Below are 16,876 nucleotides of genomic sequence, written 5' to 3'. Positions count from 1 at the left end.
AGGCAGTCAACCGGTCGGGCAATATCCCCAATGCTGATTTACACTGCGTTTACCAATCTCATCTGTAACAAGGAATAACCTATGGGCGTGATAAGTGAGTTCAAGGCCTTCGCGGTCAAAGGAAACGTGGTCGATATGGCCGTGGGTATCATCATCGGCGCGGCGTTTGGCAAGATCGTGTCGTCCTTCGTCGGCGATGTCATCATGCCCCCCCTGGGATTGCTGATCGGCGGCGTGGATTTCAGTGACCTGGCCATTACCCTTAAAGCTGCCGTAGGCGATGCGCCGGCCGTGGTGCTGGCTTACGGTAAATTCATCCAGAGCGTGATTGATTTCATCATCGTTGCCTTTGCTATCTTTATGGGTGTCAAGGCGATCAACCGTCTAAAACGCGAAGAAGCCGTTGCTCCGAGTGCCCCCGCCCTTCCTTCAAAGGAAGAAGAGTTGCTGGGCGAGATTCGTGATCTGCTTAAAGTTCAGAACAATCGACCTGAATGATCAATGAAAAAAACGGCGCCTGCAGGCGCCGTTTTTTATTCATTATTTTTATAAACAAACAACTACCAGTAGTTCTCAACTGCGACTTGCCCGGGTCGACGCGTCAAACTTAGTTGCATATCCCGTTCTTTCAGCAACTTACGCGTATCGTCAATCATCTGAGGGTTACCACACAACATGACCCGCGAATGTTCTGCAGTTAACTGAGCGCCCACCCTCGCCTCAAGTTCACCACTCTCAATAAGCGTGGTTATTCGGCCATGCAGTTCACCCGGTATTACTTCCCGAGTAACAATCGGCACATAGGTAAACTTGTGCGCATGCTGGGCGAGATACTCACGCGTCGTTAACTGATGGATCAAATCCTGATACGCCAACTCTTTTTGTTCCCTGGCGCTGTACACCAGAATAATGCGCTCAAATTTTTCCCACACCTCAAAGTCTTGCAGAATCGACAGAAACGGCGCGACACCCGTGCCCGTCGATAGCAACCACAGATCACGACCATCCACAAATCGGTCAAGCGTCAAATAACCGAAGGCCTGACGCTCAACCAGCACGCTATCACCTACCTGCAAACGACTGAGTTCACTGGTAAATTCTCCTCCGGGCACCACAATCGAGAAAAACTTTAGAAACTCATCATAGGGTGAAGACACCATTGAGTAGGCGCGCCAGACCGTGCTGCCATCGGCCTTGGTCACGCCCAGTCGGGCAAATTGACCGGCCGTAAACCGGAACCCCTGATCACGCGTAGTGCGCAGGGTGAAGAGGCTGGGGGTCAACGGTGTGACTTCAAGGAGGGTTTGACGGGTGAATTTTTCTGCACTGGCAGTCATGGTGCACTCCATTGGCTAGTGCGCCTAGTGTCGCGCAAAGCAGCGGTGAGGAACACCGACGGTTTGTGATGGCATTGTGTTCACAGCGCGGCGCAGTCAATAGCGCCTTCCAATAGCTCAATAGTCTATTGATAGAGCCTATATAACCCCACTCTTCAAGTGGTATTACACCTATTACCCCGGCCTACAAGCACGTAACATTGGCGTCAAAAAAATGCACCCCCTTGACCTTATTTTCATGACACCCATCATGTACTTGGCCGTTATCGAATATCGATACTAGTGCAATTACACCAATTTTTTTGCACATGACCAAGTTCAAAATACATTGAATGATTTTGAAATGTCCTACAAAACTAAACTACTATGAAGATCGTCATGCAAATTGGATCACATTATTAGGGGCAAGGGATCTCCTCATGAAAACTCACAGTATCTTCTATGAAAATCAATGCATTACTCAAAAATCCGAGGCTCAGCTCGCAGAGTACACACTCAAAAAGATAGAAGCCTATGGCTTTAACTTCTTTTTGTTCAGGTTAATCCCGCGTTTTGGGAACATCTCAACGCATAGCAAAATAATTACAAACTATCCGAATGGATTTATGGAATTGTATGAGAAAAACCATTACGTGCAGAAAAACCCTATTGTTATTCACTGCCAACTCTCTATCTCACCCATTATTTGGGATGAAGAGCTGTTTCGTGACACACCCGAAATTTGGGCAGGCAATCAAGCGCACGGTTTGAATTACGGGTGGTCGCAGTCGGTACATGACACAAAGGGGGGTGGTCAGTATTTTGAGCCTGGCCAGGTCTTGCACCCCACTCACTGAAGATGAGTTTGAAGACAAGGCAGCCGGTGTGTTGTGGTTGTGCAACCAATTACACACCTGCATGACAACCCGGTACTTGCCACGCCACGTGGAACAGGCCCAACCCCACCGACTTTCAGCGCGAGAGTCAGAAGTACTGAAATGGACCGCTGAAGGAAAAACGGCTTTCGACATTGGCATGATTCTTAGCCTGACCACCCGTACGGTGAGTTTCCATATCAGCAGTGCCATCCGAAAAATGGGGGCGAACAATAAGACCTCCGCCGTCGTCATCGCGACCAAGTCCGGCCTGTTATAAACGGGCCGTATTGCCGCTCCCCAGCATTCACCTGATAAACGCATCAGGTAATCTCCTGCGAAAAAAAGTAAAATCGCGCACACCTGTAAAACCCACGGACTCCAGCGTTGCTACCTGCCCCACGGCACACACGCCGCTGCGATTCCTCAGAGTTTGTCCAAATGCCTGTGCTCGAAACCCCTTTCGCCCAACTCCAGTTGATCCGCCAGCCAGAACAACAGAATGAGCCTTTACAGGCTTTTGATGCGGCGGATGAATATTTGCTTAACCACCTTGCCGAACAGGGGCTGCCTTCTGGCAGCCGCGTTCTGGTGCTCAATGACAGTTTTGGTGCACTGGCTATCAGCCTGGTTAGCACGATGGACGTTACCAGCAGCAGCGACTCATGCCTCGCCATTCAAGCCCTGGAAAAAAATCTGACGCGTAATCACCTCGCATTTGATGCGGTCAAGGTCACGCCCGCCAGCGAACCTCTGGTGGGGCCTTTCGACTGCGTGTTGATTAAAGTCCCCAAGACACTCGCACTGCTTGAAGAGCAACTGATTCGTTTACAAGGTCAATTGGTGCCCGGCACCCCGGTGATCGCTGGTGCCATGGTCAAACACTTGCCACGTGCTGCGGGGGATCTTCTGGAGCGTTACATCGGTCCGGTTCAGGCATCTCTGGCGGTAAAAAAAGCGCGCTTGCTGAGCGCGCAGGTGCAAGCCAAGCCCCTTTTCATATCGCCTTATCCGACGCGTTATCACCTGGATGAGCCAGCCATTGAACTGCTCAACCATGCCAACGTGTTCTGCCGGGAAGGCCTGGACATCGGCACTCGCGCCTTCCTCCCGCATCTGCCAAAAAACCTGGGTGCAGCGCGGGTGGCCGATTTGGGCTGTGGCAATGGCGTATTGGCCATCGCCAGCGCACTGAACAACCCGGATGCTCATTACACACTGGTCGATGAGTCGTTTATGGCAGTGCAATCGGCCCGTGAAAACTGGCAGGCGGCATTGGGCGATCGCGACGTGATCGTGCGGGCTGATGACGGTTTGGCAGGCCAGGAACCCCAGTCTCTGGACGTGGTGCTGTGCAACCCGCCGTTTCATCAGCAGCAAGTGGTGGGCGACTTTCTGGCGTGGCGCATGTTCCACCAAGCCCGCGAGGCGTTGGTGGTTGGAGGCGCGCTGTATATCGTCGGCAACCGCCATTTGGGCTACCACAGCAAGCTGGCCAAGCTGTTTCGCGGCGTAGAACAAGTGGCCGCCACGCCCAAGTTCGTGATTCTGAAAGCGCGCAAATAAACGCTGATGCCTTTAGTGGCAACCCACGCACGAAGGCTGCGAAGTAAGGTTGTGACCCATCGCAGCCTTTGCCCCGCGCAGCGACTACGGCGTTGCCGGCAGCCGAGGTAAAAAAAACCCGCCGAAGCGGGTTATAAATCCGTGCTGCAAGGCAACGGGATGGGAAGTCGGTGGCTGCCTGATCAGTGGGTTTTCATACCCGCCGCCGACATGAACAAACGGACCAGCATGGCAAACACCGCCAGGCTCGCCACGCTGGCGGTCCAGATCACCAGCAACCAGCCAATGCGTTGCCACAGCGGCTTTTTCTCGCACTCTTGCACGTCGTTTAGATAATCTTTTCCAGCCATGTTCAGGCACTCCTCTGAAGGAAATGGCTGCGGCCCTCAGGCCGCAGCAGGCACGTCTAGTGGTAGCCGTCTTCGTGGGTCACCTTGCCGCGGAACACGTAGTAGCTCCAGAAGGTGTAACCCAGAATGAACGGGATGATGAACAAGGTCCCCACCAGCATGAAACCCTGGCTTTGCGGCGGCGCGGCCGCGTCCCAGATTGAAATCGAGGGTGGGATGATGTTCGGCCACAAGCTGATGCCCAAACCGCTGTAACCCAAGAAGATCAACACCAGGGTCAACAGAAACGGCGTGTAATGGGCATTGCGGGCAATCGCTTTAAGCAGGCCATACATCGTCACCAACACCAGAATCGGCACCGGCAAGAACCAGAACAGGTTAGGCAAGGTAAACCAGCGCGCGGCGATGTCTGAATGCGCCAACGGTGTCCACAGGCTGACAACGCCCATCAATACCAGCACAGCCAGTGCCAGCGGGCGACCCAGTTTGTGCATGCGCGCTTGCAGGTGGCCCTCGGTTTTCATGATCAGCCACGTGCAGCCCAGCAAAGCGTACGCCACGATCAGCGCAATCCCGCAAAACACAGTGAAGGGCGACAGCCAGTCCAGTCCACCGCCGGCATACTGGCGGTTGACCACCGGGATGCCGTCAATGAAGGCACCCAGCGCCACCCCTTGGAAAAAGGTCGCCGCCACCGAGCCGCCGATGAACGCCTTGTCCCAGATATGACGCTTCTCGGCACGGGCCTTGAAGCGAAACTCAAAAGCCACGCCGCGGAAAATCAAGCCAATCAGCATCAACATCAATGGCAGATACAACGCTGACAACACTACCGAATAGGCCAGTGGGAAGGCGCCAAACAACGCCGCGCCCCCCAATACCAGCCAGGTTTCGTTACCGTCCCAAACGGGGGCAACGGTATTCATCATCACGTCGCGATCTTGCTCGCCCTTGATGAACGGAAAGAGGATGCCGATCCCGAGATCGAAACCATCCATCACCACGTACATCATGATCCCGAAGATGATGATGATTGCCCAGATAAGTGGCAGATCAATACCCATGACTCAATTCCCCTTATTCAGGCTGTCGCTGTGGCCTTCTTCTGTACCCTCGTGGGCAGCAGACAAAGGACGGGCAGGCGTGCGTTGCTGGCCTGGACCACCGGAGGGGTGTGCATCACCTTCATGGGTGATCGGGCCTTTGCGCACCAGGCGCATCATGTAACCCAGCCCCACACCAAACAGTGAGAAGTACACCACCACAAACATGATCAAGGTGATGCTCATCTGCGTCACGCTGTGGTTAGACGAGGCATCTGCGGTGCGCATCAAGCCGTACACCACCCACGGTTGGCGACCCACCTCAGTGGTGAACCAGCCCGCCAGAATCGCGATCAGCCCCGACGGCCCCATCCACAACACCAGGCGCAAGAACCAACGGTTCTCGTACAACGTGCCACGCTTGCGCAGCCACACACTCCACAGTCCGATGAAGATCATGATCATGCCCAGCGCAACCATGATGCGGAAGGTAAAGAACACGATGGTCGAGTTGGGACGGTCGGCGGCCGGGTAGTCCTTCATCGCCGGGATTTGTTTGTCCAGGCTGTGGGTCAGGATCAAGCTGCCGAGGTAAGGAATTTCAACCTTGTAATCGGTGGTTTCGGTTTTCATGTTCGGGATGCCAAACAGGATCAGCGGCGTAGGCTCGCCGGGCTTGTTTTCCCAGTGGCCTTCAATAGCCGCGATTTTCACCGGCTGATACTCAAGAGTATTCAGACCGTGAGCATCACCGATAAACGCCTGAACCGGCGCAACCACCAGGGCCATCCACATCGCCATGGAAAACATACGACGAATGGCGGGCGTGTTACGACCTCGCAGCAAGTGCCAGGCACCGGATGCACCGACAAAGAACGCGGTCGCAACAAACGCAGCGGTCGCCATGTGCGCCAAACGGTACGGGAACGAAGGGTTGAAGATCACCGCCAGCCAATCCACCGGGATCACACGGCCATCGATGATTTCAAAACCTTGCGGGGTCTGCATCCAGCTGTTGGACGCCAGAATCCAGAACGTGGAGACCAATGTGCCCAAGGCCACCATCGCGGTCGAGAAGAAGTGCATCCCTCGGCCCACGCGGTTCCAGCCAAAGAGCATGACGCCCAGAAAACCGGCTTCAAGGAAGAAGGCCGTGAGCACTTCATACGTCAGCAGTGGCCCGGTCACCGCCCCTGCGAAGTCGGAAAATTGTGACCAGTTGGTACCGAACTGATAAGCCATGACCAGACCGGAAACCACGCCCATACCAAAATTGACAGCGAAAATTTTCGACCAAAAGTGATACAGATCGCGGTACGTGTCGTCACGGGTTTTCAGCCACATCCCTTCGAGCACCATGAGATAACTGGCGAGACCGATGGTAATGGCGGGAAAAATGATGTGAAACGAAACGGTAAACGCGAACTGAATTCGGGCGAGATCTAAAGCCTCCAAACCGAACATAAGCCTTCCTCTATCAGGTATCAGGTCGTTCAGGACACGGGCACGGCGCCTGTATCCAACTGTCCCGCAGGCTCTGGCCACAGCGAATCAGCGTTCGCTCTTTTAACCACAGCGCAAAGGGGATCTGGCCGGCTGGCCATTCCAGATAAAACACGAGACGTTTTGATCTGGATCAAGCATTGCTGAAAGAGTAGTCCATTCCGGGCAGGCGGCTAATGTGGTTTGTTGTCGCGTGACAGGTTGTCCCAGGCCCCGGAATAGACCTTTGCAGGAACGATAGGTAATCGATAACCCGCCCTTTGCGCCGTACCGTCTGTCAGCTTTCAGACACCTTCTCCGCGTCATTCCTTGTTACAGATTAATGATAATCTCGCGATCTTCCTTGCCAGCACTCACGGCTTTTAGATGACCTCCCCGCCCTTGTTGCTTCGCCATCACCGACCGTTCATCGCCTTTTGGTTTGCGCGTATTTTCACCGCCAGTGCATTTCAGATGCTGACTGTGGCCATCGGCTGGAACCTCTATCAACTCACCGGCAATGTGATGGACCTTGGCTGGGTCGGGCTGATCGAGTTCGCACCGCGCGTCATGTTTATGCTGCACACCGGGCATGTGGCGGATCGCTATGACCGGCGCAAGGTGGCGGCGTTATGCCAAACCCTGCAAGGCATGATTGCGCTGACGCTGGCCATCAGCAGCGCTACGGGCCATGTCACGCGGGAAATGATCTTCATCCTGGCGTTTTTGCTGGGCAGTGCACGTTCATTCGAGATGCCGAGCACACAAGCACTCTTGCCTTCCATCGTACCGGTGAGCCTGTTTCCACGGGCGGTCGCTGCCGCGCAGGCAGCACAACAATCGGCAACCATTATTGCCCCGGCGTTTGGCGGGTTGCTGTACGCCTTTGGCAGTGTGTGGGTATATGGCCCTTCGGTGGCGCTGTACCTGATTGCCCCATTGCTGATGAGCAACCTGCCAGCCCGTCAGGCCGCGCTTAATAAAGGCAAAGCCACGCTGGACTCACTACTGGGTGGGATTCGTTTCATCCGCAGTCGCCCTGATGTGCTCGGCGCCATCTCTCTGGACTTGTTTGCCGTGCTACTGGGCGGGGCAACGGCGCTGTTGCCGGTATTTGCCAAAGACATTCTGCTCACTGGGCCTTGGGGCCTGGGCATGTTGCGCTCAGCCCCTGCCGTGGGTGCGCTGTTAATGTCGTTGTGGCTTGCGCGGTTCCCCGTGGAGCGCAAGGTCGGGCGCATCATGTTCACGGCTGTCGGTGTATTTGGGGTCGCAACCATCGCGTTCGGGTTGTCGACCTCATTCTGGTTTTCAATGGCGGTGCTGGTAGTGCTGGGTGCAGCGGACATGATCAGCATGGTGATCCGCGCCTCGTTTGTGCAGCTCGAAACCCCGGATGAAATGCGTGGCCGCGTGAGCGCAGTCAATGGCCTGTTTATCGGCGCCTCGAATCAGCTCGGTGAGTTTGAGTCAGGGGCCACCGCCCACTGGTTGGGCACCGTGCCGGCCGTGGTGCTGGGCGGCATCGGCACATTGGTGGTGACCGGGCTGTGGATAAAACTGTTCCCCGGGCTGGCTAATCGCGACCGGATGGTCGAAGACAAAAATCCGTAATCCCCTTATGCGCGGGCTGCCAATGGGTTAATGACGGATTGAGGGGACTTTAAGAGATCGCGCCGTGTTGGAAAAAAGCGGTGCTTCGCAGCCTGCGGCAGCGACTACCGTATATCGAGGCTGGCGCTGAGCCGGTCATGCGGCGGCACCAACGAAACGTTACTGAACTCAAACCTGCCGCCATCGGTGTTACTGAACGTGAAGGTGTGAAGGTAACCAACGGTGCTTCCTGCACCATTGCACACCACCAAACCTTCGGCCTGGTTGCATACCGGGGCGCTTTCGCCTCTCAACCTTTGGCCGTTGAACGTCACATTGGGCTGAGGGTTGCCATAGCCGCGCTCCAGTACATAGACGCGCACGTTTGAACCGTGGTGCTCGCGCACAGTACGCGTATTGCTGCCTACCTCCTCGTCAGCGCCCGTAACAGACGTCACCCGCAGGATTTCAATGCTGTCCAGCCGGGTCGCTGGCGCAGCGCTTAAACCCACACTCATAAACAGGCTGAAACAAGCTAAAACGAATTTAAATGTGCGCGTCATATGTCCCCCGAAAAACTGGCACACAGTATGCCTGTCACCTGCACGTTACAAAACATCGGCCCACACCAAAACCAAAGCAGCCATACGTCGAAGCTGCTGGTATGATGCGCGGCTTTTTCCGACAGACAGAAAATCTTCAGGCGTTCAAAGTCTGTGCTTTGCTGTTGAACACGATTTAATTACGGCGCCTGGGGCGCCACGGGGACTGGCATGCTGGAAAGGCTGTTTCAACTCAAGGCACACAACACCAACGTGCGGACCGAGATTCTTGCGGGTATCACCACGTTTCTGGCAATGGCCTACATCCTGTTCGTCAACCCGAGCATTCTGGGCGAAACCGGCATGGATAAAGGCGCGGTGTTTGTCGCGACCTGTCTGGCGGCCGCCATCGGCTCAGCAATCATGGGCATCATCGCCAACTACCCGATTGCATTGGCACCGGGCATGGGCCTGAACGCCTTCTTCACTTATACCGTGGTGCTGCATATGGGCCACACCTGGCAAGTGGCGCTGGGTGCGGTCTTCATTTCTGCTGTGCTGTTCTTTCTGTTGTCGATCTTCCGCATCCGCGAATGGATCATTAACAGCATTCCGCTGCCCCTGCGCTCGGCGATTGCAGCCGGTATCGGCTTGTTCCTGGCGCTGATCGCACTGGGTAACGCCGGCATCGTGGTGGCCAACAAGGCCACGCTGGTCGGCATGGGCGATCTGACCCAACCCAAAGTCATTCTCGCCTCGCTGGGCTTTGCCCTGATCGTGGCACTTGAAGCCATGAAGGTACGCGGCGCCGTGCTGATCGGCATTCTGGGCGTGACCGTGGCCTCCATCGTCATGGGCGTGACCGAGTTCGGTGGCGTGATGTCGATGCCGCCCTCGCTGGCCCCCACCTTCCTGCAACTGGACATCAAGGGTGCGCTGGACATCGGGCTGGTCAGCGTAATTTTCGCCTTCCTGTTCGTCGACCTGTTCGACAACTCCGGCACCCTGATCGGGGTTGCCAAGCGCGCGGGCCTGATGGGCAAAGACGGCCACATGCCGAAAATGGGCCGTGCCCTGATCGCTGACAGCACGGCGGCCATGGCCGGTTCACTGCTCGGCACCTCGACCACCACCAGCTACATCGAGTCGGCAGCGGGCGTGAGCGCCGGTGGCCGTACCGGTTTAACTGCCATCGTGGTCGGCATCATGTTCTTGCTGGCCCTGTTCTTCTCGCCACTGGCAGCCAGCGTACCGGCATTCGCCACCGCGCCTGCCCTGATGTTCGTGGCCGTATTGATGATGAGTGGCCTGGCTGAAATCGAATGGGATGACGTGACCGTCGCCGCGCCGGTGGTCATCACCGCACTGGCAATGCCGTTTACCTACTCCATTGCCAACGGCATCGCCTTCGGCTTTATTTCCTGGACCGTGATCAAGTTGCTGTCGGGCCGCGCACGCGAGCTGAACGCGCCGCTGATCATTCTGTCGGTTCTGTTCGTGGTCAAGTTGGGTTGGTTTAACGCATGAGTGCCTTGCCGTTTGATTCTGCTACTTACGCCGTAGAACTGGAGGCCAAGGCCAACCGCCTGCGCGAGTTGCTGGCGCCGTTCGATGCGCCAGAACCTCAAGTGTTCGATTCGCCATTGAAAAACTTCCGCCTGCGCGCCGAGTTCCGCTTGTGGCGCGAAGGTGGCGAGCGTCACTACGCGATGTTTGCCCCAGAAGATAAACGTACGCCAATCCTGATCGAAGACTTCCCGATTGCCAGCCTGCGCATCAATCAACTGATGCCACAGCTCAAGGCCGCCTGGAAAGCCAGCTCGGCCCTGAGCCACAAGCTGTTTCAGGTCGAGTTCCAAACCACGCTGGCGGGCGATGCGATGGTCACCTTGTGCTATCACCGCCCGCTGGACGAGCACTGGCAAACGGCCGCCGAGCAACTGGCCAAAGACCTCGACATCAGTGTCATTGGCCGCTCGAAGGGCAAGCGTATCGTCATTGGTCGCGATCACGTCGTAGAAAAGCTCGAAGTCGCTGGCCGTGTCTTCAGTTATCAACAACCGGAAGGCGCCTTCACTCAGCCTAATGGCACGGTCAACCAGAAGATGCTCAATTGGGCGTACGACGCTTTGGGCGAACGGGCGGATGACCTGCTGGAGTTGTATTGCGGCAACGGCAACTTCACCTTGCCGTTGGCCACCCGCGTGCGCAAAGTGCTGGCCACCGAAATCAGCAAGACCTCGGTATATGCCGCACTGAACAACCTTAGCGACAACGCTGTGGATAACGTCACCCTGGTGCGCTTGTCGGCCGAAGAGTTGACCGAAGCCCTGAATGAAGTGCGTCCGTTCCGCCGCTTGCAAGGCATTGACCTGAAAAGCTACGACTTCGGGAGCGTCTTTGTTGACCCGCCGCGCGCAGGCATGGACCCGGACACCTGCGAGCTGACCCGTCGCTTCGACAATATCCTGTACATCTCATGCAACCCGCTGACCCTGGCCGAAAACATCGCTCAACTGCATGACACTCACCGCATTGAGCGTTGTGCCGTGTTTGACCAATTCCCGTGGACGCACCACATGGAATCGGGTGTGTTGTTGGTTCGCCGGTAAACGCTTCGCGAGGCTGATAAGCGCGGTGTACCTGTTACACCAGATCGAGAATGGCTTTACGGCCACTACGCGCCCGATCGCAGCCTCGTGCCTCGTCAGCGGCTACATTTTCTGTCTTCCAAACGTGACGGGGCTGCGTGCTTTGTAGACGCTGGCGAGGCACGAGGCTGCGATGCGCGTAGCGGTCGTTCATCTGACCACTGCGGCATATCTGACACATCGTGCTCGCAGGGTTTTACGCAGATCCTGTAGGTGCGCGCTTGCTTCACGCAAGCGCTCTGCACCCTTCAAGATCGTTGAAAATAGCCCGCCATTTGCTGCAAATCTCCTTCGTTCAATAACCCCGCGTAGTACCTGAGTTGCACACGCGCCAGCAAGTAGGCGTACCGCGCCTCGGCCAAGTCGCGTTTGGCACTGAACAACTGCTGCTCGGCATCCAGCACATCCAGGTTGACCCGCTCACCACCGCGTACGCTTTTGTACGTTGCTTGCACGAGCGCACTGGCTGACTCCACTGCCATTTCATAAGCCCGGACTTTGGCCGCCGCACTGCTGCTGAGATTGAACTGCTTGCGCAGGTCTACCAATGTTGTCGCCGTCTGCGCGTCCAGTTCGTACTGCGCCTGGGACAATTGCCGCGCCGCCTGACGCGTCGATGCTGATACCGAGCCGCCCGCAAATAACGGCACGCTCAGTTGAATGCCCACGCTGTTGGTGTCGTACTTCTGGTTGTAGGTGCTTTCAGAATCCGAGCTGGTCTGTCGACTGCTCGCGTACAGGCTGAGTTTAGGAAAATGCCCGGCACGCTTACGCTCCACTTCGTACTCAGCCGAATTCAGTGCGTGATGCTGCGACGCCAGTTCAGGGTTATTGGCCAGTGCCAACTCGCGCCAGTTTTCAAACCGCTGAGGCTCCAGCGGCTGAATATTGAAATGCGCCACCAACGGATCAAGTTGATCCACTTGCAACGGCTCACCGAGCATCGCCTCCAACTCACGCAAGGCAACGTCCTGGTCGTCTTGCGCCTCGATCTCTTGTGCCACGGCCATGCTCAGGCGTGCCTGGGTTTCCAGCACATCGGTGCGCGTGCCTTCGCCACCTTTGAGCAAGCGCTGATTGAGTTGCAAGCGCTCGGCAAAGGCCCGCTTCTGCGCCCGGCTCAGTTCAATGCGCTCCTGCGCCAACAACGCCTGGCTGTAGGCACTCAATACCCGCACCAACAGGTATTGGCTTTTACTGCGAAAACGCTCATCGGCAAACAATGCCTGCGCCGCACCTTGTCGCAAGCGGGCATACGCTTCGTAGTCCAGTAGCGGTTGTTGCAAGGTCAGAGTCGAAGCGTAGCTGCGGTAATCGCGGTCTGTACGGGTGCTGGCCTGGGTCACTTCAGAGTCGTTACGCGAGTTGGTGTAGTTCCACGTCAACGTAGGCAACAACGCGGAACGACCGAGAGCGCGGTTCTCCTCCCCTGCCGCCCGTTCTTGGATCGCGGCCTGAAAGGTCGGATCGTTATGCACAGCCAAGTCGTACGCTTGCAGTAAACCCAACGCGTGAGCCGATCCCGTCGAGATCACGCAGACGATCAACAAGGCAGCACTCAATCGACGCGCGCTCATTCCTCCACCATCGCCATGTGCGTACGGTCGAGCAACGGCTTGAACAAGTAATTGAGCATCGAGCGCTCGCCTGTACGGACAAAGGCTTCTACCGGCATGCCGGGGCGAATCTGCAACCCGGCCAGTTGCGCCATACCGGCTTCACTGACTTGGGCACGCAAGGTGTAATACGGCTCGTCGGTGCGTTCATCCACTTGACGGTCCGCCGACACCAGCGTGACTTCGCCCGCCACCCGCGGTGTGGTGCTTTGGCTGAAAGCAGAGAACATCAGCTCAACCGGCAACCCTGCGTGAACCTTGTCTGCCAGCTCAACCGGCACTCGTGCTTCGACCAGCAAAGGCTCGCCTTGGGGCACGATTTCCATTAATGCCTGGCCAGGTTTGATCACGCCGCCTTCGGTAAACACGTCCAGCCCCACAACGATGCCGGATGCCGGGGCGCGCAGTTGGCTGTTGGCCAGTTCAAACTCTGCCGAGGCCAGCCGGTTACGCAGGTCTTGGGTGCGTACACGGGTCTCAGCCAATTGCGTGCGCACCTCTTTCTGGTACTCCTCGGCCAGTTGACGAATTTTAAGACGCATTTCCTGAACTTGACGCTGTAATTGCCCGATACGGCCGTAGTCTTCGCTGATCGAACCCAGCACTTGCGCATACACGCGCTCACTGTCTAGCAGGCGGTTGCGCGGGATGTAGCCATCACGGGCCAGTTCGCGCAGGCCCGCCAATTGCTCGGTGAGGGCGCTGCGTTGCAGCACTTTATTGGCCTGTGAGTCTCGCACCCCACGCAATTGCGCCTCGGCACCCGCAATGCTTTCACCTATGCCCTGCTGATCGAGCAGTAACGCCTGACGCCGACTGCTGAACAACTGCCGTTGCAACGCCAGGTTTGACGCAATTTCAGGGTCGTTCTTGAGCGTCAGCAACTGAGGTTGAAAGGTCACATTCGCAGCACCATCGCCCTCGGCATTGAGTCGTGCCTCACTGGCCAGCGCGCCATAAAACTGGCTGCGCAACGATTGCGCCTGACCCAGCAGCGGCGTCTCCTTAAGGCGGATCAGTACCTGCCCGGCCTTGACCTTGTCGCCATCGCGCACATCAATTCGTTCAACGATCCCGCCCGTGGGGTGTTGCACCACTTTGCGGTGGCCCGACACCATGACTTTGCCTGACACGGCGACGCCTTTGTCCAAAGGGGCGAAGGCCGCCCACCCTAAAAACCCGACAAATCCCCCGAGCATCAGCAGCCAGCCCAGGCGCGAATAACGGGTGTCGTCCAGTTGCAATACGTTGCTGTCCACCGGTTTTACGTTTGAACGGCTCATGCTTTACCCGCCTGCGCCGTGCCAAGGTGGTAACTCACATTCATCGCCGGTTTCGGCGCCGAGGCTTTGACCGGTGCGGGTGTACCGAGCACCTTGGCTGTTGGACCAAAAGCTTGCAGTTGCCCGTCGCGCAGGATCAACAGTTGGTCCGTGAGGGTCAGCACATTGGGTTTGTGAGTAATCAAAATCAACGTTCGCTTAAGGGATTTGAGGTGGGTAATGGCCTGCAACAACGCCTGTTCTCCCGCTTCATCCAGGTTGGAATTAGGCTCATCGAGCACGATTACCGCGGGCAAGCCATACAGGGCCCGTGCCAGACCGATACGTTGTTTCTGCCCCCCCGATAACCCGGCTCCCCCCTCGCCAAGGCGGGTTTCGTACCCTTCGGGCAGTTGCAGAATCAGCGCATGCACCCCGGCCATTTGCGCCGCGGCCAACACCTTGTCGGCATCCACCTCTGCGAAGCGGGCGATGTTTTGCGCGATGGTCCCGGCAAACAGCTGGATGTCCTGGGGTAAATAGCCCAGATACGGCCCGAGTTGGTGCTTGTCCCATTGCGCTAGATCGGCGCCATCCAGTCGTACTTTGCCGCTCAGCGGTTGCCAGACACCCACCAGCAACCGCGCCAGCGTGGATTTACCGCAGCCCGAAGGCCCAATGATCCCCAGCACGTGCCCGGCCGGCAGGTTAAAGCTCAGGTTGGCCAGCGTGGCGCGGCGCGTACCCGGCGCACTGGCCCCCAAGTGCTCGACAGACAATTCACCGCGTGGCGCAGGCAACGCCATGCGCGCGGCGCGCGGGGGATGGGCATGCAGCAGGGCTTCGAGGCGTTGATAGGCCAGACGAGCTGAGGTCCATTGCTTCCAGACGCCAATCAATTGGTCGATAGGGCCAAGCACCCGGCCCATGAGGATGGAACCCGCAATCATCATCCCCGCCGTGATTTGCCCTTGCACCGCCAGCCATGCACCCAGCCCGAGCACCAGCGATTGCAGGGCCAAACGCACACCTTTGGACCAGGCCGTGACGGTCGCAGTCTTTTCGCTGGCCAGGTTCTGCTGCGCCAAAAACGCGGTGTGCTGCGCCAGCCAACGCCCGCGCAACGTGTCGAGCATGCCCATCGCCTCTATCGCTTCGGCGTTGCGCAGGTGCGCGCTGGCCTGCTGCGTCGCCTCGACCGAGAGTTCACTGGCGGCTTTCAACGGACCTCGCGACACCCGCTGATTGATCCACGCCAGCGCCATCAGCACCACGGCGCCACCCAGCGCCAATAACCCGAGCCAGGGGCTAAACATGAAAATCACGAACAGATACACCGGGAACCACGGCGCATCGAAAAAGGCGAACAACGCATGACCGGTGGCAAACTGGCGCAAGCTCGTCAGGTCGTTCAGTGCCTGCCCGGCGGCCGGGCTACCGGTGCGTAACTGCGCTTCAAAGGCCGCGTCGTACACCCGTTGATTCAGGCGCATGTCCATTTGCGTGCCGAGGCGGATCACCACCTGGCTACGCACCCATTCCAACGCGCCCATCAGGCCAAACAGGCCGAGGATCATCAGCGTCAGCATCAACAGGGTCATTTGATTGCCCGACGCCAGCACCCGGTCGTACACCTGCAACATGTACAGCGCCGGTGCCAGCATCAGTAAGTTGATCACGGCCGAAAACAGCCCGATGTTGAAAAATGCACGTTTGTAGGCCGTCAAGGCAGCCAGCATCTCATTGGCGACGTGGGCTTTGGGCCGGGTCATGAAGGTATTCCGTGAGCGAAGAACCAACAAAACCGCGCACACCGGGGGGAGCGTGCGCGGCATAACGGTGCTCTTGCAGTGGCTGCGTCAGGCGCGAAGGTCGCTCCAGCGTATGGCGCCTTCAGCGTTGGGCAGCAACGACAAGAACCAGGCGGGTGTTACGCCGCCAACGCCCAGTCTTGGGCCACGTCTTGCACACCCACCAGACCGATGTCGGCCGCCAGCGGTGCATCGGCGTGAGCCAGGCCAGCCGCTGCCAAATCGTCGAAGGTGGATTCGGTAGACAGGCCAAACCCACTCAGCAGGTTGTTGAGTGCACCTTCCAGACCCGCAACGTTGCCTTTCATCAAGCCGTAGATCACGTCCTGTACGGCGTTGCCTGCACGGCCTGCGTCGCTGGCGGCGGAGAGGTCGAGGCCGTTGAAGGAAGCCGTGAAGTCATCCAGACCAAAATGGGCGCCATTGCCTCCATTTAGACCCGAGCCCAAAGTCACGGTATCCAACTCACCCCACAGATAATGGTTCATGTTATCGCCAGGGGAGATTTTCGGATTGAATACATAATTCAGGCCGTTATCGGTGTCGCTGCCGGCAATAAATGCATAGTCCGAGCTATTGGCACCGTGGGTGGCATATTGTTCGCCGCTCATTGCACGCCCTCCGGTATTAAAGCCCCCCGTATTACCCGTGCCATGACCGGCAGTATTAAACCCGGTCGACCATGCACTCAAAGCATCCTGAACAGAGAATGCACCAAATGCAGAATTGTAAGTAATTGAAATAGTCATACCTAAACCTTTTCCTTGGA

At 57.1% G+C, this 16,876-nt stretch carries 16 protein-coding genes; 7 read left to right on the top strand and 9 right to left on the bottom strand.

What is annotated here, in order from left to right; genetic code table 11:
- Positions 1-81 precede the first annotated feature (81 nt).
- A complete protein-coding gene (gene mscL / locus ACP7A4_RS00995) occupies positions 82-498 on the top strand; it encodes a large-conductance mechanosensitive channel protein MscL (RefSeq protein WP_059763938.1) in 417 nt (138 codons plus the stop codon).
- A gap of 62 nt (positions 499-560) precedes the next feature.
- On the opposite strand, the gene ACP7A4_RS00990 is transcribed toward mscL, so the two are convergent.
- Positions 561-1,337 carry a ferredoxin--NADP reductase gene (locus tag ACP7A4_RS00990; protein ID WP_426245176.1) on the bottom strand — a complete coding sequence of 259 codons (777 nt, stop codon included), beginning with the start codon at positions 1,335-1,337 and terminating at the stop codon, positions 561-563.
- 419 nt (positions 1,338-1,756) lie between these two features.
- On the opposite strand from ACP7A4_RS00990, the gene ACP7A4_RS00985 reads away from it, so the two are divergent.
- The 3 genes from ACP7A4_RS00985 (at position 1,757) to ACP7A4_RS00975 (ending at position 3,757) form a co-directional block, all read left to right on the top strand.
- Positions 1,757-2,173, top strand: a complete 417-nt coding sequence (locus ACP7A4_RS00985; protein WP_426245174.1) for an autoinducer binding domain-containing protein — start codon at positions 1,757-1,759, stop codon at positions 2,171-2,173.
- A complete protein-coding gene (locus ACP7A4_RS00980) occupies positions 2,112-2,471 on the top strand; it encodes a helix-turn-helix domain-containing protein (protein WP_426245172.1) in 360 nt (119 codons plus the stop codon). Before ACP7A4_RS00985 ends, ACP7A4_RS00980 begins: the two co-directional genes overlap by 62 nt.
- Positions 2,472-2,632: 161 nt before the next feature.
- Positions 2,633-3,757 (top strand): methyltransferase, encoded by a 1,125-nt coding sequence (locus ACP7A4_RS00975; RefSeq protein ID WP_059763933.1) that lies wholly within the window; start codon positions 2,633-2,635, stop codon positions 3,755-3,757.
- Positions 3,758-3,939: 182 nt separating this feature from the next.
- Here the strand turns inward: ACP7A4_RS00975 and ACP7A4_RS00970 are convergent, their stop codons facing one another.
- From ACP7A4_RS00970 to ACP7A4_RS00960, 3 genes are read right to left on the bottom strand one after another with little or no spacing between them, the layout of a single operon-like run.
- On the bottom strand, positions 3,940-4,107 hold the full coding sequence (locus tag ACP7A4_RS00970; RefSeq protein ID WP_048362428.1) for a DUF2474 domain-containing protein: 168 nt from the start codon (positions 4,105-4,107) through the stop codon (positions 3,940-3,942).
- Positions 4,108-4,163: 56 nt separating this feature from the next.
- A complete protein-coding gene (gene cydB / locus ACP7A4_RS00965; protein ID WP_048362427.1) occupies positions 4,164-5,171 on the bottom strand; it encodes a cytochrome d ubiquinol oxidase subunit II in 1,008 nt (335 codons plus the stop codon).
- A gap of 3 nt (positions 5,172-5,174) precedes the next feature.
- On the bottom strand, positions 5,175-6,614 hold the full coding sequence (locus ACP7A4_RS00960) for a cytochrome ubiquinol oxidase subunit I (RefSeq protein ID WP_059763931.1): 1,440 nt from the start codon (positions 6,612-6,614) through the stop codon (positions 5,175-5,177).
- A 405-nt stretch (positions 6,615-7,019) separates the two neighbouring features.
- On the opposite strand from ACP7A4_RS00960, the gene ACP7A4_RS00955 reads away from it, so the two are divergent.
- Positions 7,020-8,246 (top strand): MFS transporter, encoded by a 1,227-nt coding sequence (locus ACP7A4_RS00955; protein WP_426245169.1) that lies wholly within the window; start codon positions 7,020-7,022, stop codon positions 8,244-8,246.
- Between the two features lie 104 nt (positions 8,247-8,350).
- Here ACP7A4_RS00955 and ACP7A4_RS00950 read toward each other — a convergent pair whose 3' ends face one another.
- Complete coding sequence (locus ACP7A4_RS00950) at positions 8,351-8,788, bottom strand: DUF4879 domain-containing protein (protein WP_426245167.1); 438 nt, start codon at positions 8,786-8,788, stop codon at positions 8,351-8,353.
- A 210-nt stretch (positions 8,789-8,998) separates the two neighbouring features.
- Between ACP7A4_RS00950 and ACP7A4_RS00945 the strand changes: the two genes are divergently transcribed.
- On the top strand, positions 8,999-10,294 hold the full coding sequence (locus tag ACP7A4_RS00945; RefSeq protein ID WP_059763924.1) for an NCS2 family permease: 1,296 nt from the start codon (positions 8,999-9,001) through the stop codon (positions 10,292-10,294).
- Complete coding sequence (trmA, locus tag ACP7A4_RS00940) at positions 10,291-11,379, top strand: tRNA (uridine(54)-C5)-methyltransferase TrmA (RefSeq protein WP_048401407.1); 1,089 nt, start codon at positions 10,291-10,293, stop codon at positions 11,377-11,379. Before ACP7A4_RS00945 ends, trmA begins: the two co-directional genes overlap by 4 nt.
- Before the next feature lie 287 nt (positions 11,380-11,666).
- On the opposite strand, the gene ACP7A4_RS00935 is transcribed toward trmA, so the two are convergent.
- The 4 genes from ACP7A4_RS00935 to ACP7A4_RS00920 form a co-directional block, all read right to left on the bottom strand.
- Positions 11,667-12,995 (bottom strand): TolC family outer membrane protein, encoded by a 1,329-nt coding sequence (locus tag ACP7A4_RS00935; protein ID WP_059763919.1) that lies wholly within the window; start codon positions 12,993-12,995, stop codon positions 11,667-11,669.
- Positions 12,992-14,317, bottom strand: a complete 1,326-nt coding sequence (locus ACP7A4_RS00930) for an HlyD family type I secretion periplasmic adaptor subunit (protein WP_426245164.1) — start codon at positions 14,315-14,317, stop codon at positions 12,992-12,994. Before ACP7A4_RS00930 ends, ACP7A4_RS00935 begins: the two co-directional genes overlap by 4 nt.
- Positions 14,314-16,068, bottom strand: coding sequence for a type I secretion system permease/ATPase (locus tag ACP7A4_RS00925; protein WP_426245162.1), 1,755 nt, complete (start codon positions 16,066-16,068; stop codon positions 14,314-14,316). Before ACP7A4_RS00925 ends, ACP7A4_RS00930 begins: the two co-directional genes overlap by 4 nt.
- A 158-nt stretch (positions 16,069-16,226) precedes the next feature.
- The gene (locus tag ACP7A4_RS00920; protein ID WP_426245160.1) at positions 16,227-16,856 is read right to left on the bottom strand and encodes a heme acquisition protein HasA; all 630 of its coding nucleotides are present in this window, start codon (positions 16,854-16,856) and stop codon (positions 16,227-16,229) included.
- Positions 16,857-16,876 lie beyond the last annotated feature (20 nt).

It is taken from the genome of Pseudomonas sp. TWR3-1-1 (assembly GCF_049896545.1).
Taxonomy (GTDB): Bacteria; Pseudomonadota; Gammaproteobacteria; order Pseudomonadales; family Pseudomonadaceae; genus Aquipseudomonas; species Aquipseudomonas weihenstephanensis.
This window is presented reverse-complemented; position numbering and strand designations above follow the sequence as displayed.

Coding starts and splice junctions, on each gene's coding strand:
- mscL (WP_059763938.1), top strand. CDS start 82: ATGGGCGTGATAAGTGAGTTCAAGGCCTTCGCGGTCAAAGGAAACGTG.
- ACP7A4_RS00990 (WP_426245176.1), bottom strand. CDS start 1,337: ATGACTGCCAGTGCAGAAAAATTCACCCGTCAAACCCTCCTTGAAGTC.
- ACP7A4_RS00985 (WP_426245174.1), top strand. CDS start 1,757: ATGAAAACTCACAGTATCTTCTATGAAAATCAATGCATTACTCAAAAA.
- ACP7A4_RS00980 (WP_426245172.1), top strand. CDS start 2,112: ATGACACAAAGGGGGGTGGTCAGTATTTTGAGCCTGGCCAGGTCTTGC.
- ACP7A4_RS00975 (WP_059763933.1), top strand. CDS start 2,633: ATGCCTGTGCTCGAAACCCCTTTCGCCCAACTCCAGTTGATCCGCCAG.
- ACP7A4_RS00970 (WP_048362428.1), bottom strand. CDS start 4,107: ATGGCTGGAAAAGATTATCTAAACGACGTGCAAGAGTGCGAGAAAAAG.
- cydB (WP_048362427.1), bottom strand. CDS start 5,171: ATGGGTATTGATCTGCCACTTATCTGGGCAATCATCATCATCTTCGGG.
- ACP7A4_RS00960 (WP_059763931.1), bottom strand. CDS start 6,614: ATGTTCGGTTTGGAGGCTTTAGATCTCGCCCGAATTCAGTTCGCGTTT.
- ACP7A4_RS00955 (WP_426245169.1), top strand. CDS start 7,020: ATGACCTCCCCGCCCTTGTTGCTTCGCCATCACCGACCGTTCATCGCC.
- ACP7A4_RS00950 (WP_426245167.1), bottom strand. CDS start 8,788: ATGACGCGCACATTTAAATTCGTTTTAGCTTGTTTCAGCCTGTTTATG.
- ACP7A4_RS00945 (WP_059763924.1), top strand. CDS start 8,999: ATGCTGGAAAGGCTGTTTCAACTCAAGGCACACAACACCAACGTGCGG.
- trmA (WP_048401407.1), top strand. CDS start 10,291: ATGAGTGCCTTGCCGTTTGATTCTGCTACTTACGCCGTAGAACTGGAG.
- ACP7A4_RS00935 (WP_059763919.1), bottom strand. CDS start 12,995: ATGAGCGCGCGTCGATTGAGTGCTGCCTTGTTGATCGTCTGCGTGATC.
- ACP7A4_RS00930 (WP_426245164.1), bottom strand. CDS start 14,317: ATGAGCCGTTCAAACGTAAAACCGGTGGACAGCAACGTATTGCAACTG.
- ACP7A4_RS00925 (WP_426245162.1), bottom strand. CDS start 16,068: ATGACCCGGCCCAAAGCCCACGTCGCCAATGAGATGCTGGCTGCCTTG.
- ACP7A4_RS00920 (WP_426245160.1), bottom strand. CDS start 16,856: ATGACTATTTCAATTACTTACAATTCTGCATTTGGTGCATTCTCTGTT.